Genomic DNA, 24,129 nt, shown 5'->3' with positions numbered 1-24,129 from the left:
GAGGAAGTGAGCGGCCACCACGAGGAGGCCGCCACGACCACAGGGGATGAGATGTCGCACCCGGAACCCGTCGCCCGGCGCATGTACGACCTGATCGAACCCATCGGCCTGGTGCCCTACTTCGCCGACGAGTCGGACGAGGCACTGATGGCGCTGGGCCTGCGCAACCAGTGGGACGCCTACTTCGCGGGCCGCGCCGCGCCGTTCGGCCGCTCGGTTCCGGCCGACGTGATCCACGCGCTCTTCTACAACTTCGCCCCCGGCGAGGTGGCGCGCCACCTCCCGCGCGTCTGGGACCTGACCACACCCGAGGAGGCGCTGGCCGCTCGCGAGCGAGGATGCGTCGCCGGACTGCGGCGAATCCTCGGCGACCTCGCCGCCGACGCGGGTGTCACGCGCGCCGGCGACCTCCTGATGAAGGCCGCGACCAGCGCACCGATCGAAGGACGCGCCCTCTACGCCGCCCTCCGCACGGTCGCGGCGCCGCAGGAACCGGTGGCCCGGCTGTGGCACGCGGCCACCTTGCTGCGCGAGCACCGCGGTGACGGCCACACCGTCGCTTTGCTGGCCGAAGGCATCGGCGGGACCGAAGCCCACGTGCTGCACGCCCTGTCCGTCGACATGCCCGCGAAGGAGTTCGGCCGGGTCGGCCACCTCCCCGCCGCACAGCTCACCGAGGTCGTCGACGGCATGCGAGACCGCGGTCTGATCGGGACCGACGGCTGGCTGACCGCCGACGGCCGGGCCACCAAGGAAAGGGTCGAAGCGCTGACCGACAGGCTCGCGGAAGCGCCGTACAACGCCTTGAGCCCCAGCGAACTCGACCGCCTCGACGCCGACCTCGGACCGGTCTCGGCGGCCCTCCGGGCGGTGTTCCCCTGGTAGCCGCCCGACGCGACAGCGCGGGTGGGCAGCGGTTCCGGTGACGGGTTTCCCTGCGGGATCAGTTCACCCAGGTACCCGGCGAACACGGCGGTCTCCTGTCCCAGCACCAGGGGGGCGAGGTGGAGGTGGACCTCGTCGAGCAGGCCCAGGGCGAGCAGTTGCCCGGCGACGTCTGCGCCGAGTACGGGTACGTCCTTGTCCCCCGCGGCGTCCTTGGCGCGCCGGACCACGGCCTCCGGCCCGTCGAAGGCGAACGTGCCGCCGTTGTCACCGCGCAGGTCTTTCCCGCTCCGGTGGGTGACCACGAAACTCGGGACGCCGGGCCACGGCGTTCCACCCCACGGCCGCAGGCCGAGATCGCAGGTGCGCCTTCCGAGGACGGTCGCCCCGGCCATCGCGTTCACTTCGTCACGAACGCGGGCGTCGGGCCCCGCACCGGCCATCCCTTCGTGCAGTCGTTCGCCGCCGTCGCACGTGGGCTCGTCGGCTCGTCGGCCCGCACGTTCGGTTCGGCGGTGAATCCGTCCAGCGACATCGACACGTCGAGCACCACCTTGCTCGTCGCGAGGCCTCCTTCGCTCCTTGGGCGCCGCTGTCCGGCGCTTTCAAGAGGGGGTCGGGGTCGGGCCGTCCGTCCCGACATCCGCACTCGAACGCCCTCGTCCTGTTGGGACAAGGGCGTTCACAGCGGATTTCAGTTTTCGGCGCGGAGTTCGGCGTTCACGCGATGGGCTTCGTGAAGTTGATCCTCGAGGGTGACGATGCGGCAGGCGGCATCGACGGCGGTGCCCTGATCGACCAGTTCCCGCACCCGCGCCGCCAGCCGGAGCTGGTGCCGGGAGTAGCGCCGGTGGCCGCCGGCGGAACGCTGCGGGGTGATCAGGCCCGCCTCGTCGAGGCTGCGAAGAAAGCCTTGAGTGGCGCCGAGCATGTCGGCGGCACGGCCCATCGTGTAGGCGGGGTAGTGCTCGTCGTCGAATCTGTCGGCCCCGTTGGGCGTGGCCGGTCCTTCTTGGTCAGGGATCATTCCACCTCCACATCACAAAGGACCCCGGGTGCCGGAACGGCACCCGGGGTCCTCAGGGTTGGGTCTCACCATTGTCTGCCGACGTGACCGCCGGCCTTCTGCACCCGCGTCCGGGGAACAACCGGATTCCGCGGGGATCGCTGATTCGTGACCGAGAACCACCTCCGTACTCGATGGAACTACGGCACCCGCGCGGCGCTACCCTGCCGCTGCGGGCGATCCAATGATGTCGCCGTTCCCTTCTATCCTGTGTTTTCACCTTGCTGGGTACTGCTACTTCACCTGCTGCGAGCGACACGGCCGGAACCCTTTCACTGATCGGTCCCAGCACGCTGACGCCGCTGGTCACTGCCCGGAGCCCCGTTCACTGATCGGCCCCGGCCACCTGACCGGTCCTGCAACTGCATCACTGACTACAACTGCGTTTTCTTCACGGACGCACTAGCTCCGACCGTGTCCTGCACTTTCCTTCCAGGGCCGGCACTACCTGGTCGAACCTTCTTCACAACACGGCCCTGAGATCCTGCTCCCGGTCACCGTTCGGAACCTGTTCCTTGATCGGCCCCGTACCGCCTGACCGGCTTGTCTCACCTCGCGGGTAGTTACGTCATCTCCCGCGCCTGCTTGACGTTGTCTTTCTCGGTACGAGGAGTACATTACACACACCCGGCGTTGAATGTCTACCCCAGCCAGCATAGATTTTCTGAGGCGCGTCGGACGGGTGAAGGCAGCAGGGGAGACGACCATGAGTGACGACCTCGCCGGGGATTCGCTCGACGAGCGGTACGGCCTGACCGTGGTGCGTGACCTGGAGGAGTACGCCGAAGCGCTGTCAAGACTGGTGGAGCAGGGGCTCCAGGACGGGCGCGCGCCCCTGCTCTCCGCGGCCGAGGCCTATGCGGCGGCGGAACTACTCGGCCGGTTCGCGCTCGATGAACCTTGGAGTGCCCTGAACCAGTTGGCCGCCACCCTGGCCAGCCGGATCTACACCCGCCTCGGCGCATGACGGCGATCTCCGCTCCACACTTGCCAGCTTTCCGGATCGCGCACGTGGAGATCGACGGGCACTGTGCTCTGCTCGACCCCGGCCGCCGACCGCGACCCCGCCCTGCTCGACGATTCCGAGACCTTCGACATCACCCAGGCCATGTCGCCTTCGGGCATAGCGCACACCGTTCTGCCGGAGTGCCACTGGCGCGGGTGGGGCTGCGCCCCGCGTTGCTGCGGCGCTTTCCACGTCTCGTCTTCGCCGAGCGAGGAGTTACGCTCATATACGGCGTTGGGAGCGACCTGGTGAACGCAGTTCTTTAACCTGTTGAAGGCGAACACGGTCTTCCCGGCGGTCACGCTGCTGGTGCGGGGAAACACCGCCGGACGGCTCCTGCCCGGCGAGGGCGGAGCGAGGATCTCGCCGGTTGCGTGCCACCAAGGGGTGGCCCACTGAGCGTGGACCAGGCGAAAGAGTGGGCCGCCTGGGGCTCGAACCCAGAACCTACGGATTAAAAGTCCGCAGCTCTACCAATTGAGCTAACGGCCCGTGCGGCCGAGTCTAGTAGACCGCCGCCGACCACCAGGATGCCGGGGCCGCCGCCGGAGCGCCACGGAATTGTCGGGGGTCTCTGCCAGGGTCGGGGGCATGGACACGATCCCTGACGAGAACTACGCGGCCACGTGGGAGGGCGAGCGGCCGGAGCCTCCGCGGGTGGCGAGTGAACGCGAGATCCTGACGTCCACGCTCGACTGGCAGCGTCGCACGTTCGAGCTGAAGTGCCAGGGGCTGACGCCGGAGCAGCTGGCCCTGCGGCCGATCGAGCCGTCGGGGTTGTCGCTGCACGGGCTGCTCAGGCATCTCACGGGCACCGAGCGCTGGTGGTTCCGTCTCCAGTTCGCGGGTGAGGACGTCCCGATGCTCTATTACTCCGACGAGTGGCCCGAGCAGGACTTCGAGGACACGGGTGGTGACGTCGAGGCCGCGTGGGTGGCCTGGCGGGAGGAGTGTGCGCGGTCGCGGGAGATCGTGGCGGCCGCTTCGCTCGAAGACACGGGCAAGAGCCGCCGTGACGGGGAGCCGTTCTCGCTGCGGTGGCTGCTGACCCGTCACATCGCCGAGTACGCGCGCCACGCCGGGCACGCCGACCTGCTGCGCGAGCGCATCGACGGGAGGACGGGCCACTGAGACCCGGGAATGCGATGCTGGGGCGATGAACGCCGATCCCGATTCCGGCCTCCTGTCCCCGGTCCGCGCCGGCACGCCCGCCGAGGCGGCGACGGGTGATCGCGCCTGGGTGCGGGCTCTTCTGGACGCGGAGGCGGCGCTCGCCAGGGCGCAGGCGAACACGGGGTTGATCCCGCGAGGGGCCGCGGAGGCGATCACGGAGGCCGCCGCGTCCGTCGAGATCGACGTGGTCGCGTTGGCGAGGGCGGCCCGCGAGACGGCAAACCCGGTCGTGGGGCTGATCAAGGAGCTGACCGAGGCGGCCGGCACGGAGTACGTGCATCGCGGCTCCACCAGCCAGGACATCTTCGACACCGCGATGATGCTGGTCGCGGCGCGGACCCGGGCGCTCGTCACCGCGGACCTCGACGCGACGGCGAACGCGCTGCGGGATCTCGCCCGCGCGCATCGCGACACGATCATGGCCGGGCGCACCCTCACCGCCCACGCGGTTCCGACCACGTTCGGGCTCAAGGCGGCGGGCTGGCGTCAGTTGACCCTCGACGCGCTGGACAGGCTGAACCGGGTCGTCCTGCCGGTCTCGCTCGGGGGCGCGGCGGGCACGAGGGCCGCGTATGCCGAGTACGCGCGGCTCGCCGGGCTGCCCGACGGCTATCCGCAGCGGCTTCAGACGGCTTTCGCCGAGGAGACCGGTCTTGCCGAGACCACGCTGCCCTGGCACACCCTCCGCACCCCGACGGCCGACCTCGCGGCCGCCCTTTCCTTCACCGCGGCCGCGCTCGGGAAGATCGCGGTCGACGTCCAGGTCCTGACGCGCACCGAGGTCGGGGAGGTCACCGAACCCGCGGGTGAGGGCCGTGGCGGTTCCTCGGCGATGCCGCACAAACGCAATCCGGTGCTCGCGACGCTGATCCGTTCGGCCGCGTTGCAGGTCCCGGTGCTGGCCGCCGGCGTCACCCAGGCCGTGGTCTCCGAGGACGAACGGTCCGCGGGCGTGTGGCACGCCGAGTGGCAGTTGCTGCGCGAGTGCCTGCGCCTGACCGGCGGCGCCGCGCATACGGCGGCCGAACTCGCCCGCGGTCTGGTCGTCGACGACGGACGCATGCGCGAGAACCTCGGCCTCACGCACGGCCAGATCGTCTCCGAGCGGCTTTCGACCGTGCTCGCCCCGCTGCTCGGCAAGGCGCGGGCCAAGGAGGTCCTCGGCCAGGCGTCCAAGCTCGCGTTGGAGCGGGACAGAGCCCTCGGTGACGTTCTTTCCGACCTGCCGGAGATGACCGGAGTCCTCTCCGCGGAATCGCTCGCCGACCTACTGGATCCGGCGAACTACACCGGTTCGGCCGGGGTACTCACGGACGTCGCGCTGGGAACCCGCGAAGAAAATCCGCGAACTTCTTGAACCGGTCCCGTGAGGGGTCCGTGTAGGGGGTACGAGCTCACCGCGCCAAGCCGCGGAACCCCTACGAACAAGGAGAAATCCCATGCTTCGCAAGCGTTTCGTCGTCGCAGCGGCGTCCGCGGCCGTGGGCCTGGTGGCGCTGTCGGCCTGCTCCGGCGGCACCGAGACGGCACCCGCCGTCGCTCCGGCCGCCGCGGTGGCCGGGGCCGGCGGGAACGCCCCGGCGGCCAAGGCCGGGACCAAGGTGGCCGTGGCCGAAGCCGGGACGCTCGGCCCGGTGCTCGTCGACAAGGACGGGTTCACCTTGTACCGCTTCGACAAGGACAGCGCGAAGCCGCCGAAGTCCACTTGCGACGGTGACTGCGCGAAGGCCTGGCCGCCGGTGCTCGCCGAAGGTGACGTTCAGCTCGAAGGCGTGGATCAGGCCCTGGTCGGCGAACTGACCCGCGCCGACGGACGTAAGCAGGTCACCGTCGGTGGCTGGGCACTTTACCGCTACGCCAAAGACACGAAGGCGGGCGAGACGAAGGGCCAGGGCGTCGGTAGCACCTGGTACGCCGCGAACGTCAAGGGCGGCAAGGCTGGCCAGGCGGCGAAGGAGGCCGAGGCGGCTCCGGCCGAACAACAAGATGGCACCACGAAGCTGGTCGCGAGCAACGTCGACGGCATCGGACCGGCCATTGTGGACCAGGAGGGTTTCACCCTCTACATGTTCACCAAGGACAAGAAGAACAAGCAGCCGACCTGCGACGGTGACTGCGCGAAGACCTGGCCGCCGGTGCTCGCCGAGGGCGACGTCCAACTCGAAGGCATCGACCAAAAACTGCTCGGCACGGTGAAGCGCGCGGACGGCACCACCCAGGTCACCGTGGGCGGCTGGGCCGTCTACCGCTACACCAAGGACGCGAACGCCGGTGAGGCGAACGGTCACGGCGTCGGCGGCACCTGGTTCGTCATCGAGCCGGCGGGCTGCAAGAGCACCGCGCCGGTGAAGAACAAGGCCGCAAAGAGCGGGAGCGCCGCCTCCGAGAAGAAGGAGGACGCTCCCGCTCAGTCCGGTTACTGAGACCTAGTGGGCGAGGCCCGGCGGTCGCTCTTCACGGGCGGCGGCCGGGTTCTTCTCATGCTTCGGCCGTCGCAGATCGTCGTGGACGGGCTCGACGACCGTGGCACTGTCCGCCCGGTCCCTCACCACGGTTTCGTCCTCGTCCTCCGGCAGCAGCACCTTGTGCCGGGCGGGCAGGAACGCGATCACCAGCCCGAGCGCGGCGAGGCCGAGGTGCAGCCAGTTGTCCGGCCCGTTGAGGTTGAACGGGTTGCCCGCCTGCGAGACCGGGTTCGTGGAAACGGTCCCGGTGATCATGAGACCCCAGACGAACAGCGCACCGAAGGCGACGAACGTCAGGAAACCGAAGGCACGGGACCGGCCGGAGCCGAAGGTCAGCAGCAGACCGATCGCGCCCAGCAGGACGAACCCGAGGTTGTAGAGCGGGTTCACCGAGAATCCGAGAACGGTCGAGTCGTGACGGCCGGCGAAATCGGCGAACCCGGTCCTGGTGAAGCCCACGATCCCGAAGACCAGGAAAGCCAGGCTCGTCAGGCCGGCGAGGACCTGGGCGGGCTGAAGTCCCGCCGTTCGGATACGAGCGCGTTGTGCACGTGCCATTGCTCCGCCTCCCAGAGTTGGCGACCAGAATTCACGGTGGAGCCGGTATACCCCGAGGCCCTCCCTGGCAAACCGCAGCGGCCGAATGGTCCAACCGCGAACACGAACGGGCGTTGGGGTGAACAACTTGTGTGAGCAAAGCAAGCGGAATCGTCCTTCTGGTGGGGCTGTGTCTGGGCGCGATCGTCGCGATGGCGCTGGTTCCGCCGTCGCGTTCCGGACCGGCGGCGCTCGCGGCGTCGAGGACCGCGGCGCTGACCGTCGAGACCGAACCGGTGCCGGTCGAATCCCCGCCCCCGTCCTCCTCGGCGCCAGGGCCGCCGTCGAAGACCGTCGACACCCAGGCCCTCCAGCACCTCGTCCCCGGCGGGCAGGTGAGTGTGGTCGTCTACGACCGCACGGCCAAGAAGAACATGGTTTCCCTCAAACCGGACCGTTTCCACACTTCGGCGTCGCTCGTGAAGATCCTCATCGCGCTGGAAGCGCTTCAAGCGGGCACATCGCCGAGCATCGTGCAGCGGATGCTCTCGGCCAGCGACGACGGCATCGCCAGCAGTTTGTGGTCGGCCCACGGCGGGCCGGTCATCGTCACCCGGTGGGCGGCCAGGATCGGTCTCGGCGGCACGCGTCCACCCGAGGATCCCGGCCGCTGGGGCGACACCAGGATCACCGCCGCGGACATCGCGAAGGTCTACCGTTACCTGCTCGACCAGGCGGGCGCGGGCACCCGGAAGACGATCATGCGGGCGTTGAGCGGCGCGACGGAAAGCGGTTCCGACGGGATCCGGCAGTACTTCGGCATCCCGGACGGCGTCGGCACCCTTCCCTGGTCGATCAAACAGGGCTGGGCGTGCTGCCGCGGCTCCCGCGTCCTGCACAGCTCCGGCGTCGTCGGCGAAGAAGACCGCTACATCGTCGTCGTACTGACTTCCCAACCGACGTCCACCACCTACGCGGGTGCCGGCAAGCGGGTGACTGACGTGGTGAAGGCGCTGCTCCCCCTCATCGACGGCCTGTGAGCAAGGTGGGACGGTGCTGCTCGGCGCGGGGACGGCGTCGCTGCCGCTCTTTGCCGTGCCAGGTTCACGGCGGCCGTGAGGCGGTCGCGGAGGCCGAGCGGTTCCGCTGGACACACAAGGCGATCAAGGGCGTCGACCGGCACGGCGAGCGCTGTCACGCGCTGAACCCCGAGGCCTACGCGGAATGGCGACAGTTCGGCCTCGTGCGCACCATCTGCCAAAGAACCTCGAAGGACTCGGGGCGTACTTCGACGACGTCGTCGCGAACCGGCTCGAGGACGACCCCGCGGTAGGAGAACTGCTCCGCTCGATCACCACGCGGGGCATTCCGTCACCGCCTTGCCGGCTCTCACTGCAGGCCTGGTGGCGACTGGAGTGGACGGACAGGGACGAGCACCGGCTCCAGCGGCTGGGCGCGCGCGAGAGCGGCGGGGAGCCGTGCTCCTGACCGGCTTCGCTTGTGCCACAAGACCTACCGCGCCAAGCTACTCGACGACGTCGACCAGCGCGCCCTTGGCACCGGTGTGGGGCAGCGGCCACGGGATGACCCCGCCGTTGGTGATGATCTTCTTGTCCTGCGGCGCGCACGGCGGCACGGTCCGCGCGCCGATCCACGCCAGCACGTCGGGAACCTGCGCCTTGAAGGTGTTCATGTTGTGCCCGGCGTCCGGGATCCGCCACGAAGACAGCGTCGCCGGCGCGCGGACGGCCGCCTGGATCTGGTCGATCGAAAAGCTTTCGAAGCTTTCCTTGTCCCCCGCGATCGCGAGGATGTCGACCGGCGACGGATGCTTCTGCAGGTTCACCGTGACCGTGTTCGCGTCGGCGATGTCCTGCCTGCCCTTGAACAGGTTCTCCGTTTCGGCGTCCACGGAAGCCTTGTAGTAGCCGCTGACGCTCGCCGCCTGGCCGTACCACTGCGGATGCCGGGTCACCAGGTTCATCGCGCAGTACCCGCCCGACGACCAGCCCGCCATCGTCCACGCCTTCCGCTGCGGGTTGGCGCCGAGTTTCTCGATCGCCCAGTCCCGGATGTCGGCGGTCAGGTAGGTGTCGTTGGCGGTGCCGTTGACCTCGTCGATGCATTCGGTGTCGTGGCCGACCTTCGGTTTCCCGGTCGGGTCCGGGATGATCACCAGGGTCGGCGGGAGCACGTGCTTCGCGATGGCCGCGTCCAGTCTGGCGGGCAGTTCGTAGGGGCCGGTGACCACTTCCGGGCCGGACGGGTAGTTCGGGATCCATTCGATGACCGGGAAGTCGAGCGCCCGGTACGCGGGATCGTAGTACTGGGGCGGGAAGTACACCGAAACGTCGCGCGTGAGGCCGGTGCGTTCGCCGGTCACCGTCATGTGCACGACGGATCCCTTGCCCTCCTTGGCCCGCATCGCCCCGGCGTCCCGCAGTTTGTCGAGGTCCGAACCGTTCTGGCCGGCCACGGCGTCGACGCTCTCCCCCGAGTACACGCCGGTGCCGAACAGGGCGCCGACCGTCGGGAAGAACCCGCCGATCATGTTCCCGCCCATCGCGGTGCTGACCACGACGAGCACCACCGCGGCGAGGATCGTGGTGCTGCGGCCGAGAAGCTTGCGGCGCCAGCGTTCCCAGAGGAACGGCACGGCGATGATCGCGAGCAGCGTCAGCACCACGACGATGACGAGGTTCAGTGTGGAATCGAGCCGGATGGCACTCAGTCCCAATCCCATGACGATCGTGTCCCTCTCCGGCCGCGGCACGCCCCCGCACCGCACTTCCCACATCTGGATCAAGAGACGTACGGCCACCGGAAAGTGTTGTCCAGGGTGACGCGGGTCACCCTGGACGAACCATTCAGCCTTCGAGCGCGGTGCGCAGCACGCCGATCGCCTGCGTGATCGCGGCTTCCGCGGCGTGTGTTCCACGCAACGTGTTGAGCATGACGAAGTCGTGGACGATGCCCTGGTATCGCACGGCTGTCACCGGAACACCGGCCTGACGCAGCTTCGCGGCGTACGCCTCGCCTTCGTCGCGCAGGACGTCGGCCTCCGCGGTGATCACCAGCGCCGGCGGGAGACCGGCCAGCTCGTCGAGGCTCGCCCGCAGCGGCGACGCGGTGCTTTCCGCGCGCTGTGCCGGGTCGGCCGTGTACTGGTCCCAGAACCACTTCATGCCTTCGAGGGCGAGGAAGTAGCCCTCGGCGAACCGCCGGTAGGACTCGGTGTCGAAGTTCGCGTCGGTGACCGGGTAGAAGAGCACTTGCTGCCGGAAGGTGACATCACCACGCTGCTTCGCCATGAGCGTGAGCGCGGCGGTCATGTTGCCGCCGACGGAGTCACCGGCGATCGCGATCCGGGTGCTGTCGAACCCGTTTTCGGCGCCGTGCTCGGCGACCCACTTCGCCACGGCGTAGTTCTGCTCGATGGCGACCGGGTAGCGGGCCTCCGGTGAGCGGTCGTATTCGGGGAAGACGACGGCCGCGCCCGCGCCGACGGCGAGCTCGCGGACCAGGCGCTCATGGGTGTGGAAGTTGCCGAAGACCCAGCCGGCGCCGTGGAGGTAGACGAGCACGGGCAGCGGACCGGTGACGCCCCGCGGGCGGACGATGCGGACCTCGACGCCGTCGACGTGCGTGGTCTCGATGTCCGCGGCGGGCAGCTCGACGTCACCGCCTTGGACCTCGTCGACGGCCTTGCGTCCCTCTTCGGGCGGCAGCTGGAAGAGGAACGGCGGGGTGGCGGTGGCCTCGACGAAGGCCTGCGCGGCGGGTTCGAGGGCCAGGTCGTGCGGGTTGGCGGTCATTTCTGCCTCCTGGTTGTCGAAGTGAAGAGTCGAGTCGACGAACTGAAAGTAGCTCGCAACTCAGTTGTGCACAACTTAAATGTACTCAAGGAGATTTAGCCCACTCAAGTGGCGAATTGAGGCATGATCGGCACACCATGGAACGAGGAGGACCGATGCCAACGGACGACGCGGGATCGCTGTGCCTGGACGATCAGCTGTGCTTCGGGCTCTACGCGGCATCGCGGGCCGTCACCGCGCTTTATCGCGTGGTACTCGAAGATCTGGGCCTGACCTATCCGCAGTACCTGGTGATGCTCGCGCTCTGGGAGGAGGACGAGCGGCTGGTCAAGGAACTCGGCACCGTGCTGAGCCTCGACTCCGGCACGCTTTCGCCGCTGCTCAAGCGACTGGAGAAGACCGGACTGGTCCGGCGCGACCGGCAGGCCGACGACGAACGGTCCGTCCGCGTCAGCCTGACCGAGGACGGCACCCGGCTCCGGGAGCGCGCGAGTGGCATCCCGAAGATCATCGGCGACGCGATGGGCCTCGACGCGGCCGGTCTCGCCCGCACCCGCGCGGAACTCGATCGCTTGACAGAAACCGTGAACGCCTACCGCGAGGCCTACGTCCCAGCCGGTTAGCATGGGATTTCCGGCGCGGACAAAGGGATGACGATGATCGATCACGACGCGGCGCTCAAGGCCGTCGAGAACAGCTTGGACCGGCCGTCCGCGGCCCGCGTCTACGACTACTTCATCGGCGGCGACACGCACTACGCCATCGACCGCAATTTCGCCGAGAGGGTGCGCGAGCGCCTGCCACTCATGGGCGACTACTGCAAGACCAGCAGGCAGTTCCTCGGCCGGGCCGTGCGGCACTGCGCGGAACTGGGCATCCGCCAGTTCGTCGACATCGGCTCCGGCCTGCCGACGGCGGGCAACGTGCACGAGGTCGCCGACGAGGCGCGCCCGCAGGAGGACACGCAGGTCCTCTACATCGACAACGAGCCGATCGCCCTCGCCCATTCGACGCTGCTGCTCGCCGACACCGCCGACCCGGACCGGCACCACGCGATCGCCGCGGATCTGTTCGACCCCGAAGACCTGTGGGAACGGGTGACGGACTCCGGGATCATCGACGTCGGGGAGCCCGTCGCGCTGGTGATCAACGCGGTCATGCATTTCATCAAGGACGAGCAGGATCCCGACGCGCTGCTGGACTTCTACCGCGACCGGCTCGCGCCGGGTTCGCTGCTGGTGCTCTCGCAGATGACCAACGAGAACCCGGCCAACGACGAGGAGCGGCAGGCGCTGCTCGACATCCTCGAGTACTACGAGACCACCACGAACCCCGGTTTCCTGCGCACCATGGACGAGTTCCGGCGGTTCTTCGGCGGCTGGCCGCTGCTGGAGCCGGGGCTGGTCTACGCGCCGGCGTGGCACCCGGACGAGAAGACGCTCTTCGCCGCGACCCCCTCGGAGTCGCGTGTCATCGGCGGTGTCGCCCGCAAGCCGTGACTTTTCCGCAGTGACGCGCGTCGCCTTGCAGTGCAACCAGGTGCATATGAAACTAGGTGCATGGCACTGGAGCACGCGATCCTGGTTTCCCTGTCCGAGCGGTCCGGCTCGGGCTATGAGCTGACGCGGCGCTTCGAGAAGTCCATCGGGCTGTGGTGGAACGCCACCCACCAGCAGATCTACCGCGTCCTCAAGCGGATGGAGGACGCGGGCTGGGTCGCCGTCGACCAGGTCGCGCAGTCCGGCAAACCCGACAAGAAGGTCTACACCGTCGGCGACGCGGGGCGGGCCGAACTGGCCCGCTGGCTCGCCGAGCCGGATCCGTCGGCCACCGCCAGGGAACTCGCCGTGAAGATCCGCGGCGCGACCCTCGGCGATCCGGCCGCCGTCGCCGCCGAAGTCACCCGGCATCGCGACGCGCACGCGGCACAGCTCGACGCCTACCTGCGGATCGAGAAGCACGACTTCCCCGACCCCAGCGTCCTCAGTGGACAGTCGTTGCACCAGTTCCTCGTGCTGCGCGGAGGAATCCGAACCGAGCAGGGCCACGTCGAATGGCTCGAAGAAGTCCTCCGGGCATTCCACCACGATGCGTAAGGACCAGCGATGAGCCAGTACCCGAACCTGCTGTCCCCCCTCGATCTCGGCTTCACCACCCTGCGCAACCGGGTGATCATGGGTTCGATGCACACCGGCCTCGAGGACAAGGAAGCGCATTTCCCGCGACTGGCCGAGTACTACGCCGAACGCGCCCGCGGTGGCGTCGGGCTGATCGTCACCGGCGGGTTCGCGCCGAACCGGACCGGCTGGCTCCTGCCGCTGGCGTCGAAACTTTCGACACACTCGGAAGCCAAGGCGCACAAGCGACTCACCGATCCCGTGCACGAGGCGGGCGGCAAGATCGCGCTCCAGATCCTGCACGCGGGCCGGTACTCCTACCATCCGCTGAGCGTTTCCGCGTCGGGGATCAAGGCGCCGATCAACCCCTTCACACCGCGGGCCCTTTCCGGCTCCGGCGTGCTGCGCCAGATCCGCGCGTTCGCCGATTGTGCCTTCCTCGCCAAGGAAGCGGGCTACGACGGCGTCGAGATCATGGGGTCCGAGGGCTACTTCATCAACCAGTTCCTCGCCGAACGCACCAACAAGCGCACGGACGATTGGGGCGGCAGCGCGGCAAACCGCAGGCGGATCGCCGTCGAGATCGTGCGCCGCACGCGTGAAGCGGTCGGCGAGGACTTCGTCATCATCTATCGGCTGTCCCTGTTGGACCTCGTCGAAGGCGGCCAAAGCTGGGAAGAGGTCGTCGCGCTGGCCAAGGAGGTCGAAGCGGCGGGCGCGACGATCATCAACACCGGTATCGGCTGGCACGAGGCGAGGGTGCCGACGATCGTGACGTCCGTGCCGCGCGCGGCGTTCACCTGGGTGACCGGGAAGCTCAAACCGCACGTCGGGATCCCGGTGGTCACGTCGAACCGGATCAACATGCCCGAGGTCGCCGAGGAGGCGCTGGCGAGCGGCGCCGCGGACCTGGTGTCGATGGCGCGGCCGTTCCTCGCCGACCCGGAATGGATCCGGAAGGCGGAGACCGGGCGCGCGGACGAGATCAACACCTGCATCGCCTGCAACCAGGCCTGCCTCGACCACGCGTTCAAGCGGAAACTCGTGTCGTGCCTGGTGAACCCGCGCGCGGGCCACGAGACCACGCTGACGCTTTCGCCCACGCGGAAGGCCAAACACGTCGCCGTCGTCGGCGCGGGCCCCGCCGGGCTCGCGGCCGCGACCGGCCTCGCCGAACGCGGGCACACCGTCGAACTGTTCGAGGCGGAGGACGAGATCGGCGGCCAGTTGGGGATCGCGCGGAAGATCCCCGGCAAGGAGGAGTTCGCGGAGACGATCCGCTACTACACGCGACGGCTGGAGGTCACCGGCGTCAAGGTCCACCTCGGCACCCGTGCGACCGCCGCCGATCTCACCGGTGCCGGCTTCGACGAGGTCGTGCTGGCCACCGGCGTGACACCGCGGATGCCGTCGCTCCCGGGTGTCGACCACCCCAAGGTCCTGTCCTATGTGGACGTCGTCCGGCACGGGAAGCCGGTGGGCGGCAAGGTCGCCGTGATCGGCGCCGGCGGGATCGGCGTGGACGTCAGCGAGTTCCTGACGCACACCACCTCCCCCGCGCTCGATCTGGACGCGTGGATGGCCGAATGGGGCGTCACCGACCCCGAGCACGCCGCGGGCGGGCTGACCGAGCGGAAGGTCGAGCCGTCACCGCGGCAGGTCTTCCTGCTGCAGCGCAAGAAGTCCGGCATCGGCGCGGGGCTGGGCAAGACCAGCGGCTGGGTGCACCGGGCCACGTTGAAGGCGAAACGCGTCGAGCAGCTCACCGGGGTCACCTACGACCGGATCGACGACGACGGCCTGCACATCACCGTCGGTGACGAACCGCGTCTGCTCGACGTGGACACCGTCGTCGTCTGCGCGGGTCAGGAGCCGGTGCGTGACCTCGCCGACGACCTGCGGGCGGCCGGATTGCCGGTGCATCTGATCGGCGGCGCCGACGTCGCGGCCGAACTGGACGCCGAACGGGCCATCGATCAGGGCACCCGCCTCGCCGCCGTGCTCTGAGGATCGGTTGGTGAACCCGCGCCGCGATCGACGTCGGCAGGACGCGGCCTTCGTCCGGGGCGGGTTCACGCGTTCGGTCGGTTTCCGATTCCCTCTTCGACTCCGTCGTCAGGCTCTGACGAGTGGCCTCGTAGATGGCAGGATGAACCCTTGTGCGGGACGTATGCGTGATCGGGCTCGGGTTGATCGGTGGTTCGCTGCTGCGCGCGGCGCATTCGATCGGCCGTACCACGTTCGGGGCGACGACCTCCGAGGCTGACGCGGACGCCGCCAGCAGAGCGGGTTTCGACGTGACGACGCAGGTCGAAGCGGCGCTGGGCAAGGCGGCGGAGCGGGACGCGATGATCGTGCTCGCGGTGCCGATGCCCGCGGTCGAAGAGGTGCTTCGGACCGTTTCGCGGGTCGCCGGGCACTGCGTGCTCACCGACGTGACCAGCGTGAAGGGCCCGGTGCTCGACTCGGTCCGCCGTCGCGCGCCGTACGCGAAGTTCGTCGGCGGGCATCCGATGGCCGGAACGGCGGACTCCGGCTGGCAGGCGAGTGATCCGGCGCTGTTCGAGGGTGCCGCGTGGGTGCTGGGCGTCGAGCACGACACGGACCTGACGGCGTGGGTGGAGGTCGCCCGCCTGGTGCTGGGCCTCGGCGCGCACGTCGTGCCGCTGCCCGCGGATTCGCACGACGAGACGGTCGCGCGGATCTCGCATCTGCCGCATGTCTTCGCGGCCATCCTGGCCACGATCGGCGCGCAGGGCGGTCCGCTGGCGATGGCGCTGGCCGCCGGGTCCTACACGGACGGCACGCGCGTGGCCGGCTCGAATCCGGCGCTGGTGCGGGCGATGACCGAGGGCAACCGGGACGCGCTGCTGCCGATCGTCGACGAGGCACTGGGGCGGCTGGGTGCCGCGCGGGGTTCGCTGGCTTCGACGGGCGGTCTCGCGGTGACGGTCAACGCGGGCCACGAAGGCGCGCAAGCGTTTGCGGCTGCCAAGGACGCGGAACGGGCGGGAGTGCGCGTCAGCCTGACCGCTCCGGACGCGCGAGACGGCTTGATCGCCCTCGGCGAGCGAGGTGGCCGGATCACCGCGATCGACGGCGACACCGCGCTCGGCGACGTCTCCTGACGCACTTCGGCACCTCCTTGCGATCCTTGCCCGCGCAACGATCGCAAGGAGGTGCCGAAGTGCGAGGGGTTACTGGCCCTGCGGCGGCTGCTGACCCTGCTGGGGCGGGTTGTCCGGGGTGTCGTCGAACTTGTTGATGAAGCCCTTCGCCTTGTCCACCCCGGAGTCGATCTGCGAGTCGTGGCCGGAGAACTTCGACTTGGCGAAGTCCGCCGCCTTGTCCAGGCCGCCCTCGATCTTGTCGTTGTGCTCACGCAGAGCGTCGGTGGCCTTGTTCTTCAATTCATCGAAGTTGATGCCCATGACCTCATCGTCACACAGGTACCGGTGAACACGCTGCGGCGATCACCCGTCGCGGGGACGCTCAGAACGGCCGGTCGCCCACGATGGCGACGCGTTCGGCCACCCGCGCGTGCGGGTGGTAGTCGTTGACGGCGTAGTGCTGGGTGGCGCGGTTGTCCCAGAAGGCCACCGAACCGGGCCGCCAGGCGAAGCGCACCTGGAACTCCGGGACGTGCGCGCGGCTGAACAGGTACCGCAGGAGCCTGTCGCTTTCGTCGCGGTCGATGCCGACGATGTGGGTGGTGAAGGCCTGGTTGACGAAGAGGGTACGCCGCCCGGTCTCCGGATGGGTACGGACGACCGGATGCTCGACCGGCGGGAAGGCGTCTTGGTGCCGCAGCAGCAGTTCCGGGTCGGAGAAGCGGTCGAAGCCGGGGATGAAGTCGTGCACCGCGGTCAGCCCGTCGACGCGGTCACGGACCTCCTCCGGCAGGTTGTCGTAGGCGGCGGCCATGTCGGCCCACATCGTGTCGCCGCCGACCGGCGGGACCTCGATCAGTCGCAGGACCGAACCGAGCGCCGGCGCGGGCCGGAACGTGACGTCCACGTGCCAGATGTTCTCGAACGCGGGCATGCTCGCCGACCGGGTGAACCGGGTGGTGTCCTCGGTCTCGCCCGCCGGGAGGAACGGGTTCGTCTCCAGTTCACCCCAGTGGGCGGCGAACGCCCGCTGATGTGCCGAAGTGATGTCCTGATCGCGGAAGAACAGCACCTTCCACTCCAGCAGCGCGCGGTTCAGCTCCGCGTGGAGGGCGGGCGTCAGGGGCCGGGCGAGGTCGACGCCGCCGATCTCGGCACCGATCAGTCGTCCCAGCGGGCGTACCGCGAAAAGCTCGTACGGACGCTCTTCCACGCCCTCCGGCAGGCGCCGCAGCAGCCGCGGCCCTTCGAGGATCCCGCCGTCGGGGACGGTCGCGGGGCGGAGGCGGACACGGTCGGGCAGTGCGATGGACATACGTGCTCCCTGGATTCACCGTCGGACGACTTGGCGAGACGAGGAGCTACGCGGGCGGGGAACCCAGCCGTCCACGGCGCAGGAGCAGTGCGGTGACACCTTCGCCGGCCGAACGCGTCGGCGCGGACTCTCTGTGGACGGACACGGGGTCATCGTGGGCGCGTTGGGGCGCGTGATCAACACCGTCCACGGAACGGGACGATCACCGTCTCCGCTCGGAGGGGTAGCTCCCGGACCACGTGTTCCGCTTCTCGCGCGGCCGCAGCGCCTCGGCCAGCACCCATTGCGAGTGCGTCGTGCCACCCCGGCCGACCGGGCCGAGCTGGAAGGTGACCCAGCCGACCCAGTGCGCCGTCGTCGTCGCCCGCCACATCCCCAGCAGTCCGGGGACGACGCCGGTCAGGTCCAGGCCGTCGGGCAGGCGGGGCTGCGTCACGCCGACCGGGTACACCAGCTTGAGGTCGACCCAAACGGGCTGGTTGGGCCGGACCATGTGCAGGTGACGCGGCCCCGGCGGCAGCGTGTCACCAGTGTCGAGCATGCGTTGATTATGCGTGAAAACTCGAACATTAGTTCGAGATGATGCTCACCCTCCCCCATCCGGGTGGGTGGGTCGCTAGGGTCGGCGGCATGCTCGTCTGGATCAACGGCCCGTTCGGCGGTGGCAAGACGCAGACCGCGCACGAACTGCACCGGCGCCTGCCCGGCAGTGTCCTGTCCGATCCCGAGGTCGCGGGGTTCGGCCTGCACCGGATGCTGCCGCCGCGGCTGCGCGCCGACTTCCAGGATCTGTCCGCGTGGCGACGGGGCGTTTCCGAGGTACTCGATCTGATACTCCGCGAACAGGCCGGCCCGGTGGTCGTGCCGATGACACTGGTGGAGCCGCGGTACTTCGAGGAGATCGTCGGCGGGTTGCGGGAGCGCGGGCACGACGTCCGGCACTTCGCGCTGCTGGCCCGGCGCGAGACCGTGCTGCGACGGTTGAGCGAACGCGGCATCGTCCACTCCGTGCGAAGGAAGGGCATCCCCCCGAAACGCGAGAGCTTCGCGGTGTCGAAACTCGACCTTTGCCTGGACCGGCTGAGCGGCGCCGAGTTCGGCGAACACGTCCATACGGACACGCTCACCGTCGCGCAGGTCGCCGACCGGATCGCGGCGTCGGCCGGGCTGACGCTCGCGCCGAACACGGACAGCGCGCTGCGGGGTTTCGTCCGGCGCAAGTGGACGAGCGTCAAGCACATCCGGTTCGACTGACGCTCAGGCGCGGCGGTGGTACGGCAGGAACCGCCGGACCAACCGCAGCGGCGCGCGTTCGACGAGGTCGGGGCCGCGCACGGCGTCGAAGGCCGCACCGATCTGGTCGACGACACCGGACAGCCGCTCGTTGTCGGGCATCGGCATCTCCGCCGGATCCCGTTCCTCGCGGACGGCGGCCGCGAGTTCGGTGAGGGCGGCCGTCAGGAGGGCGATGTCGGCGTCGGCCGGGGCGGGGGCGCCGCGGCCGAGGGTGACGCCGACCTCGGTGACGGCGTCCGCGACGCGTTCGAGCCCGGCGATCACCGGCCACCAGGCGACGGCCTGCCGTCCGGCGGCGGAGGGCTCGACGACGACCTGCTGGAACGCGGTCCGCAGGTCGGCCAGTGCGCGGTAGGCGCGGCGACGGGCGCGGGACCGTTCCAATCGCGCTTCGCCCGACGGCGCGAGCACGAGCCCCTTGTCGACGTATTTCACCAGGCTGTCGAGGCTTTCGGCGAGCCGTCCGCCGACCTGCGGCCGTCGGCTGCCCGGCCAGAGCAGGTAGCCGAAGAGCAGGACGATCGCGCAGCCGAGCACGGTGTCGACGAGCCGCGCGAGCACGACGTCCCAGTTTCCGGTGCTGACGAGGTCCATCTGCAGGATGATCAGCGGCGTCACGAAGGCGCTGAGGATGCCGTAGTTGCGGACCTTGCCGACCGCGACGCCACCCGCGAACACGGCGATCAGCAGGACCAGCAGCCAGCCCTCGCCGCCCGCGGCGAGCACGGCCGCGCCGATGCCGACGCCGATCACCGTGCCGATGCCGCGCAGTACGGCGCGGCCGAAGACCGAGCCGAAGTCCGGTTTGAGGACGATGCCGACGGTGAGTGTGATCCAGTAGGAGCGTTCGAACGGGACGAGCAGCGCGACGATTTCGGCGATCGCGACGCACAGTGTGAGGCGCAGCGCGGCGAACCAGGTGAGCGGACCGGAGACGAGCGAACCCACCCAGCCGCGCAGGCGCTTGTGCCACGGCTGGACCTCGCGCCGCTTCCGGTTGTCGCCCTTGCCGATCCGGGCGAGTCCGGCGTAAAGCGCGGCGAGGACCGGGTCGGCGGCTTCGGGCGCTTCGGGCGGCTCGGGCAGTTCCTGGTTCGCGAGTACCGCGGCCGAGGTCGCGATGAAATGGTCGATCACGTCGTCCGGGGCCCGGCGGCCGGCGTTGACCATCGCCACCGCCGCCTCGACGGCGGGGGTGCTGGCCGAGAGCAGGTTGAGCAACTGGCGGTAGGTGGCGTCTCGGCCCGAGAGCCAGGATCGCGCGGTGAGCAGCCGGTCGTACGCGGTGTTCATCGCGGTCGTGAGCTGGTGACGTGCGACGCGGGAGGTGGCTTCGTCGGTCGCGGACAGCATCGCGGCGAGTTCGACGTAGACGTGCGCGACGGCGCCGCGTTCGGGGCTGGTGGCGCGGAAGGTCCAGGTGGCGAGCGCGATCAGCAGACTCCAGGCGGCGCCGACGCAGAAGTAGCCGAGGAGGATTTCGACCCGCAGGCCGGTGACGTGCTGGCCGGTGCCGAGCACGCAGAAGACGAACATCTGCAACCCGGCGACCGAGGCGTTGCTGCCCGCCGCGCTGATCAGCGCGGACACCGCCGCGACCCCGACGACGACCGGGATGGAGGCGGCCGGGACGCCGCCGGTGATCAGCCCGGCGAAGTAACCGAGGGCGGCGGCCGCGGTGGCGCCGCCGAGCCGCCGGGCGCGGTAGCGGTACGGGCCGGCGGATTCGGAGAGGACGGTGGGCAGGGCGCCGGTGGAGACGAGCGCGCCGACGCCGATGTCGCCGAGCGCGTAGCCGACGGCCAGCGGTACGGCGAGGGCGAGGACGGCGCGGGCGACCATGTTCCACGGGATGGGAACCGGCGTGCTGCGGAGCAGCTGCACCAGCCAATGCGGTGCGGCGATCTCGCGGCGCGACGTGCTCACGCCCCTATCTTGACTTATCCGCGGTGGCCGGAACGGTTATCGTCGCCACATGGGCAAGACGTACTCCTTCGAGATCAACCGGACGAGCAGCGCCTCGCCCGCTGCCCTGTTCGCGCTGGAGGCCGACGGGTCCCGGTGGTCGGAATGGGCGAAGCCGGTGGTGTTCCACTCGCGCTGGGCGCGGAAGCCGGCCGGGGACGGGGTGGGCGCCGTCCGGGCCGTCGGTCTGTGGCCGGTGTATCTCCACGAAGAGACGCTCGAATACGAACAGGACCGAAAGCACGTCTACGGTTTCGCGGGCCTCGCACCGCTGAAGGATTACCGCGCCGAGGTCTCGTTCACGCCGACCGCCTCCGGTGGCACGGATCTGCGGTGGACCGGCCGATTCACCGAACCGCTGCCGGGCACCGGCGCCGCCGTCCGCATCGCTTTGCGCGCCGTGGTCTCGATCCTGGCCACCCGCCTGGTGAAACACGCCGAACGCGCCTGACCCCACCCCCCGCCCTTCCCAAGGGGGGCGACCCCGAGTCCAGTCTACCGGCGATGGGCGCGGGGAAGGGGCGGCGAGCGGAGTTGTCCACAGGTGGGGATGGTTGTGGACAACTCCTGTGGGGAACTGAAGGCCGCGTCGGACGCGGTGAAAGGAGCCTTCGTCGCATGAGACGCGATAAAGGGAGCCTTCATCACAACGAACACAGGGAAGTTCCTCTCATCACAACAGAAGCAGCGAAAGCTTCCTTCATCGCATGAGACGCGGGCAAAGTCCCGTTCGGCCCCCGACCGGAAGATCAGCCCGCGCCCAGGCAGAGGAAGGGCCGCCGCAGCGGATCGGCGGCGGTCGCTTCGGCGAGTGCCAAGGCGGGCGCGGTCCCCGACGCCAGCCGCAGGTGCAGGTCGGCCATCGCTTCGGCGGCGGCCTTGTCCCCGACCCGCGCGATCGCGCCGATGACCGTCCGCGATCCGCTGGCGAGCAGTGTCCCGGCGAAGCCGAGCGCCTCCTCGCCGGGTCGGATGTGACTCATCGCGAGTTCGCACGCGGCCAGCACCACCCGTTCCGGCGGCTTCGCGAGCCGGGCGGTTTCGTGCGCGTACAACGGGCCGTCGACGAGTTCCAGCCGCGAGAACAGCGCGTTCGCCGGTTCGTGCGCGCCGTGCGCGACCAGGTGCGCCATTCCGGAACCGTCCAAAGCGGACAGTACGGTGTCGCTGGTCGCGTCCTTCCCGTCGACGAGCCGGGCGTTCGGGTACACCGTCCGCAGGTTGCGCACCTCACCCACCGAACCCGGCACACCGGGCCCGCCGGCGAGCAGGACCGGGCCGGAGTTGCGCCGTCCCCACGCGGTCACCCAGGCGGTCGCCGATGGCGCGATCGACACCGGATGTCCTTGCAGTGAAGGCAAAGCGCCCCAGGGCAACGCGTACAGCGGGCCGATCGGCACGATGATCAGCTCGCGGTTCTCCAGTGTCTTCGCCAGCGACGCGGAGATCAGCTTGTCGAGCTTGTCGGCCCGGCGCCGGGCGGAGCCGGTGACGACTTCGACGAGCGGCGCGGGCAGGTTGTCCGGGGCCAGCGCGTCGAGGTCCGCGTGCAACTGCCGCGCGGTCTCGATGATCTCCGCGAGCGGGCCCAGCTTCACGAGCCGGAACCGGCCGCGGTCGACGACCACCGCGTACAACGTGTCGCGGTACCCCATCAGGCTGACCAGCACCCGGTCCCCGAGCCGCTCGACCACTTCGTCGGGTGCCGAGACCGGCCGCGGACGACCCCATTGGCTGGTGTACCAGCCGAGCCGGGTCGCCTCCTGCTGCAACCGGTCGTAGCGTTCCTCGAGCTTCCCGACCGGTTCACCGGACAGCCGCCGCGCCTGGATGGTTCCCCGCACGTGCCGCATTTCGTTGATGTGCCGGGCGAGTGCCGGATCCTCGATGACCGGGAGCGGTTCGTAGCGGTACACCTGCGCGCGCGTGCGTTCCAGCCACGCGAACAGGCTCTTCGCCCCGGCGCCGCTGCGCCTCGCCTTCTTGAGCACCAAGGTCAGCGCGAGTTTGCCCAGTTCTTCGCCGTGTGCCGCCGTCCCGCAGACGAGGTCGAGCCCGCCCATACGGTCGCGGATCTGCCCGAGTTCCGCCAATCCGGCCCGTGCCTGCGCGAGGGCCGAACGCGGCCGGTGGGACGCGACCGCGAGTTCCGCCCGGCACAGCCGCAGCTGCATCCGGTGGTCGATCGGCGTGGTCTGCCGGGGTTTCGAGACCAGGGCCAGGAGTTCCTCCGCGGCGACCGTCTCGTCGCGACGGATCAGCAACCGCACGGCGAACATCCTGGCCGCGCCCGCTTCGTCGCGCAGACCGAGTCCGGCCAACCGGCCGGCGAGGTCGGCGAGCCGGCCGGGCAGTTTCGCGGACGGCCTCTTTTCCCTGTCCGCCAACATTTTCATCGCGTCCGCTCGCAACCGCGTGAGTTCCGCGATCTCCGCCCAGCGGCCGTTGCCGCGGCGGAGGAAGCTGCGCCTGGCCGAGGTCGCGAGCCTCTTCGCGAGTACGTGATCGCCTTCGAGGATGGCGGCTCCCGCTCGCGCGACCTCGGCCTCGGCGACGACGTGGACCGCGCCGTTGCCGCGGAGTTCGGGGATCGCTTCGTCGAGGTGCCGCGCCGCCTCCTCGGCGAGCCCCGCGGTGAGCAGCGCCTTCGCCTGGTCGAGCCGGACGAGCGGCAACGAGCCGGGGCCCTCGGTGACGAAGATCGACGCCGCCTGCTCGTAGTGCCTGAGCGCTTCGGGGATGTCGCCGAGCAGCTGGGCGTGATCACCCAGGTTGTGCCGGATCTTCCCTTCGAGCATCCGATGCCCGTGTTCGACGGCGAGGTCGAGTGCGTCGACGAGGTCCCGGTGCGCGCCGTCGGGATTGGTCTTCTGCAGCTGGAGCCAGGCCCGGTTCACCAGCGTCCTGGTCAGCAGGAGACTGTGTTCGTGCGTCTCGGCGACGAGCCTGGGGATCACCGTGTTGTAGAGCGCGAGCGATTCGTCGAGCCGCCCCACGCGCATCATGACCAGCGCGCGTTGCAGCACGACGATGAAACCCAGCTCCCGCCGGACCTCACCACCCGGCAACCGGAGCCGCGTCCGCTCGGCCTCGTCCAGCCGGGCGAAACCGTCCTCTGGCGACGTGATCTCCGCTTCCGCGGCCGCCAGACTGACCAGGATCCGCACGCGGATCTCCAGCCTGTCGGGCCGGTCCGCCGCCACCGGCCCGAGCAGGGACAACCCCCGCTGCAGCAACCTGATCGCCGCGCCGGGCCCGTGATCGGACGCCGCGGCCCTGGCACGGCGGTGCAGCTCGGCCGCCGACCCGACTACGGAGTCGACGACGGGAGGCTGCGCGGGCACACGCACTATGGGAGCACACCCGCGCCGCATAACGG

The 24,129-nt window shown here is 69.5% G+C and carries 25 protein-coding genes, 1 tRNA gene and 1 pseudogene; 15 read left to right on the top strand and 12 right to left on the bottom strand.

Going from position 1 to position 24,129, the window contains the following annotated elements; all coding sequences use genetic code 11:
* Positions 1 to 51 precede the first annotated feature (51 nt).
* Positions 52 to 885, top strand: a complete 834-nt coding sequence (locus P3102_RS01730) for a MarR family transcriptional regulator (RefSeq protein WP_276365975.1) — start codon at positions 52 to 54, stop codon at positions 883 to 885.
* 140 nt (positions 886 to 1,025) lie between these two features.
* On the opposite strand, the pseudogene P3102_RS01725 reads toward P3102_RS01730, so the two are convergent.
* The 3 genes and pseudogenes from P3102_RS01725 to P3102_RS01715 all read right to left on the bottom strand — a co-directional run.
* Positions 1,026 to 1,280: pseudogene (locus tag P3102_RS01725) on the bottom strand (dihydrofolate reductase); the annotation flags it as partial.
* Between the two features lie 5 nt (positions 1,281 to 1,285).
* Positions 1,286 to 1,426 carry a hypothetical protein gene (locus tag P3102_RS01720; protein WP_276365974.1) on the bottom strand — a complete coding sequence of 47 codons (141 nt, stop codon included), beginning with the start codon at positions 1,424 to 1,426 and terminating at the stop codon, positions 1,286 to 1,288.
* Between the two features lie 153 nt (positions 1,427 to 1,579).
* Entirely contained in the window at positions 1,580 to 1,912 is a 333-nt protein-coding gene (locus tag P3102_RS01715; protein ID WP_276365972.1) for a MerR family transcriptional regulator, read from the bottom strand.
* A gap of 745 nt (positions 1,913 to 2,657) precedes the next feature.
* Here P3102_RS01715 and P3102_RS01710 point away from each other — a divergent pair.
* The gene (locus P3102_RS01710; protein ID WP_276365970.1) at positions 2,658 to 2,918 is read left to right on the top strand and encodes a hypothetical protein; all 261 of its coding nucleotides are present in this window, start codon (positions 2,658 to 2,660) and stop codon (positions 2,916 to 2,918) included.
* 458 nt (positions 2,919 to 3,376) lie between these two features.
* On the opposite strand, the gene P3102_RS01705 is transcribed toward P3102_RS01710, so the two are convergent.
* Positions 3,377 to 3,449: transfer RNA gene (locus P3102_RS01705), tRNA-Lys, on the bottom strand.
* Positions 3,450 to 3,548: 99 nt separating this feature from the next.
* On the opposite strand from P3102_RS01705, the gene P3102_RS01700 reads away from it, so the two are divergent.
* The 3 genes from P3102_RS01700 (at position 3,549) to P3102_RS01690 (ending at position 6,553) form a co-directional block, all read left to right on the top strand.
* Positions 3,549 to 4,088 (top strand): DinB family protein, encoded by a 540-nt coding sequence (locus tag P3102_RS01700; RefSeq protein WP_276365968.1) that lies wholly within the window; start codon positions 3,549 to 3,551, stop codon positions 4,086 to 4,088.
* A gap of 25 nt (positions 4,089 to 4,113) precedes the next feature.
* Positions 4,114 to 5,487 carry a 3-carboxy-cis,cis-muconate cycloisomerase gene (gene pcaB, locus P3102_RS01695; protein ID WP_276365966.1) on the top strand — a complete coding sequence of 458 codons (1,374 nt, stop codon included), beginning with the start codon at positions 4,114 to 4,116 and terminating at the stop codon, positions 5,485 to 5,487.
* Positions 5,488 to 5,569: 82 nt separating this feature from the next.
* A complete protein-coding gene (locus tag P3102_RS01690) occupies positions 5,570 to 6,553 on the top strand; it encodes an SCO0930 family lipoprotein (RefSeq protein WP_276365964.1) in 984 nt (327 codons plus the stop codon).
* Between the two features lie 3 nt (positions 6,554 to 6,556).
* On the opposite strand, the gene P3102_RS01685 is transcribed toward P3102_RS01690, so the two are convergent.
* The gene (locus P3102_RS01685) at positions 6,557 to 7,153 is read right to left on the bottom strand and encodes a DUF4383 domain-containing protein (RefSeq protein WP_276365962.1); all 597 of its coding nucleotides are present in this window, start codon (positions 7,151 to 7,153) and stop codon (positions 6,557 to 6,559) included.
* Positions 7,154 to 7,284: 131 nt separating this feature from the next.
* Between P3102_RS01685 and P3102_RS01680 the strand changes: the two genes are divergently transcribed.
* The 3 genes from P3102_RS01680 to P3102_RS01670 are packed head-to-tail and all read left to right on the top strand — an operon-like array spanning position 7,285 to position 8,620.
* A complete protein-coding gene (locus P3102_RS01680; protein ID WP_276365960.1) occupies positions 7,285 to 8,172 on the top strand; it encodes a hypothetical protein in 888 nt (295 codons plus the stop codon).
* Positions 8,169 to 8,465, top strand: coding sequence for an oxygenase MpaB family protein (locus tag P3102_RS01675; RefSeq protein ID WP_346660155.1), 297 nt, complete (start codon positions 8,169 to 8,171; stop codon positions 8,463 to 8,465). The genes P3102_RS01680 and P3102_RS01675 overlap by 4 nt, the downstream gene beginning before the upstream one ends.
* On the top strand, positions 8,357 to 8,620 hold the full coding sequence (locus P3102_RS01670; protein WP_276371653.1) for a hypothetical protein: 264 nt from the start codon (positions 8,357 to 8,359) through the stop codon (positions 8,618 to 8,620). The genes P3102_RS01675 and P3102_RS01670 overlap by 109 nt, the downstream gene beginning before the upstream one ends.
* A gap of 37 nt (positions 8,621 to 8,657) precedes the next feature.
* Here the strand turns inward: P3102_RS01670 and P3102_RS01665 are convergent, their stop codons facing one another.
* Positions 8,658 to 9,875, bottom strand: a complete 1,218-nt coding sequence (locus tag P3102_RS01665) for an alpha/beta hydrolase-fold protein (RefSeq protein ID WP_276365958.1) — start codon at positions 9,873 to 9,875, stop codon at positions 8,658 to 8,660.
* A 124-nt stretch (positions 9,876 to 9,999) separates the two neighbouring features.
* Positions 10,000 to 10,947: an alpha/beta hydrolase gene (locus P3102_RS01660; RefSeq protein WP_276365956.1), complete on the bottom strand. Its 948-nt coding sequence runs from the start codon at positions 10,945 to 10,947 to the stop codon at positions 10,000 to 10,002.
* Positions 10,948 to 11,102: 155 nt separating this feature from the next.
* On the opposite strand from P3102_RS01660, the gene P3102_RS01655 reads away from it, so the two are divergent.
* From P3102_RS01655 to P3102_RS01635, 5 genes are all read left to right on the top strand, one after another.
* Entirely contained in the window at positions 11,103 to 11,570 is a 468-nt protein-coding gene (locus P3102_RS01655) for a MarR family transcriptional regulator (RefSeq protein ID WP_276365954.1), read from the top strand.
* 27 nt (positions 11,571 to 11,597) lie between these two features.
* Positions 11,598 to 12,446, top strand: a complete 849-nt coding sequence (locus P3102_RS01650; protein ID WP_276365953.1) for an SAM-dependent methyltransferase — start codon at positions 11,598 to 11,600, stop codon at positions 12,444 to 12,446.
* A 60-nt stretch (positions 12,447 to 12,506) separates the two neighbouring features.
* Positions 12,507 to 13,043 carry a PadR family transcriptional regulator gene (locus tag P3102_RS01645; RefSeq protein WP_276365951.1) on the top strand — a complete coding sequence of 179 codons (537 nt, stop codon included), beginning with the start codon at positions 12,507 to 12,509 and terminating at the stop codon, positions 13,041 to 13,043.
* Positions 13,044 to 13,052: 9 nt separating this feature from the next.
* On the top strand, positions 13,053 to 15,071 hold the full coding sequence (locus P3102_RS01640; RefSeq protein WP_276365949.1) for an NADPH-dependent 2,4-dienoyl-CoA reductase: 2,019 nt from the start codon (positions 13,053 to 13,055) through the stop codon (positions 15,069 to 15,071).
* Positions 15,072 to 15,238: 167 nt separating this feature from the next.
* A complete protein-coding gene (locus tag P3102_RS01635) occupies positions 15,239 to 16,192 on the top strand; it encodes a prephenate dehydrogenase (protein WP_276371584.1) in 954 nt (317 codons plus the stop codon).
* A gap of 69 nt (positions 16,193 to 16,261) precedes the next feature.
* Here the strand turns inward: P3102_RS01635 and P3102_RS01630 are convergent, their stop codons facing one another.
* From P3102_RS01630 to P3102_RS01620, 3 genes are all read right to left on the bottom strand, one after another.
* On the bottom strand, positions 16,262 to 16,495 hold the full coding sequence (locus tag P3102_RS01630) for an antitoxin (protein ID WP_276365947.1): 234 nt from the start codon (positions 16,493 to 16,495) through the stop codon (positions 16,262 to 16,264).
* Between the two features lie 61 nt (positions 16,496 to 16,556).
* Positions 16,557 to 17,489, bottom strand: coding sequence for a TauD/TfdA family dioxygenase (locus P3102_RS01625; protein WP_276365945.1), 933 nt, complete (start codon positions 17,487 to 17,489; stop codon positions 16,557 to 16,559).
* Between the two features lie 202 nt (positions 17,490 to 17,691).
* Positions 17,692 to 18,030 (bottom strand): hypothetical protein, encoded by a 339-nt coding sequence (locus tag P3102_RS01620; protein WP_276365943.1) that lies wholly within the window; start codon positions 18,028 to 18,030, stop codon positions 17,692 to 17,694.
* An 89-nt stretch (positions 18,031 to 18,119) separates the two neighbouring features.
* On the opposite strand from P3102_RS01620, the gene P3102_RS01615 reads away from it, so the two are divergent.
* Positions 18,120 to 18,743, top strand: a complete 624-nt coding sequence (locus P3102_RS01615; protein ID WP_276365941.1) for an AAA family ATPase — start codon at positions 18,120 to 18,122, stop codon at positions 18,741 to 18,743.
* A gap of 3 nt (positions 18,744 to 18,746) precedes the next feature.
* Here the strand turns inward: P3102_RS01615 and P3102_RS01610 are convergent, their stop codons facing one another.
* Positions 18,747 to 20,711, bottom strand: a complete 1,965-nt coding sequence (locus tag P3102_RS01610) for an FUSC family protein (RefSeq protein WP_276365939.1) — start codon at positions 20,709 to 20,711, stop codon at positions 18,747 to 18,749.
* 49 nt (positions 20,712 to 20,760) lie between these two features.
* Between P3102_RS01610 and P3102_RS01605 the strand changes: the two genes are divergently transcribed.
* Positions 20,761 to 21,201 carry an SRPBCC family protein gene (locus P3102_RS01605; RefSeq protein WP_276365937.1) on the top strand — a complete coding sequence of 147 codons (441 nt, stop codon included), beginning with the start codon at positions 20,761 to 20,763 and terminating at the stop codon, positions 21,199 to 21,201.
* A 298-nt stretch (positions 21,202 to 21,499) separates the two neighbouring features.
* Here P3102_RS01605 and P3102_RS01600 read toward each other — a convergent pair whose 3' ends face one another.
* Positions 21,500 to 24,100, bottom strand: coding sequence for a CHAT domain-containing protein (locus tag P3102_RS01600; protein ID WP_276365935.1), 2,601 nt, complete (start codon positions 24,098 to 24,100; stop codon positions 21,500 to 21,502).
* Positions 24,101 to 24,129: the final 29 nt, after the last annotated feature.

It is taken from the genome of Amycolatopsis sp. QT-25, from assembly GCF_029369745.1.
Lineage (GTDB): Bacteria > Actinomycetota > Actinomycetes > Mycobacteriales > Pseudonocardiaceae > Amycolatopsis.
The sequence above is the reverse complement of the archived record's forward strand: the minus strand, read 5'-3'. Positions and strand labels throughout refer to the sequence as shown.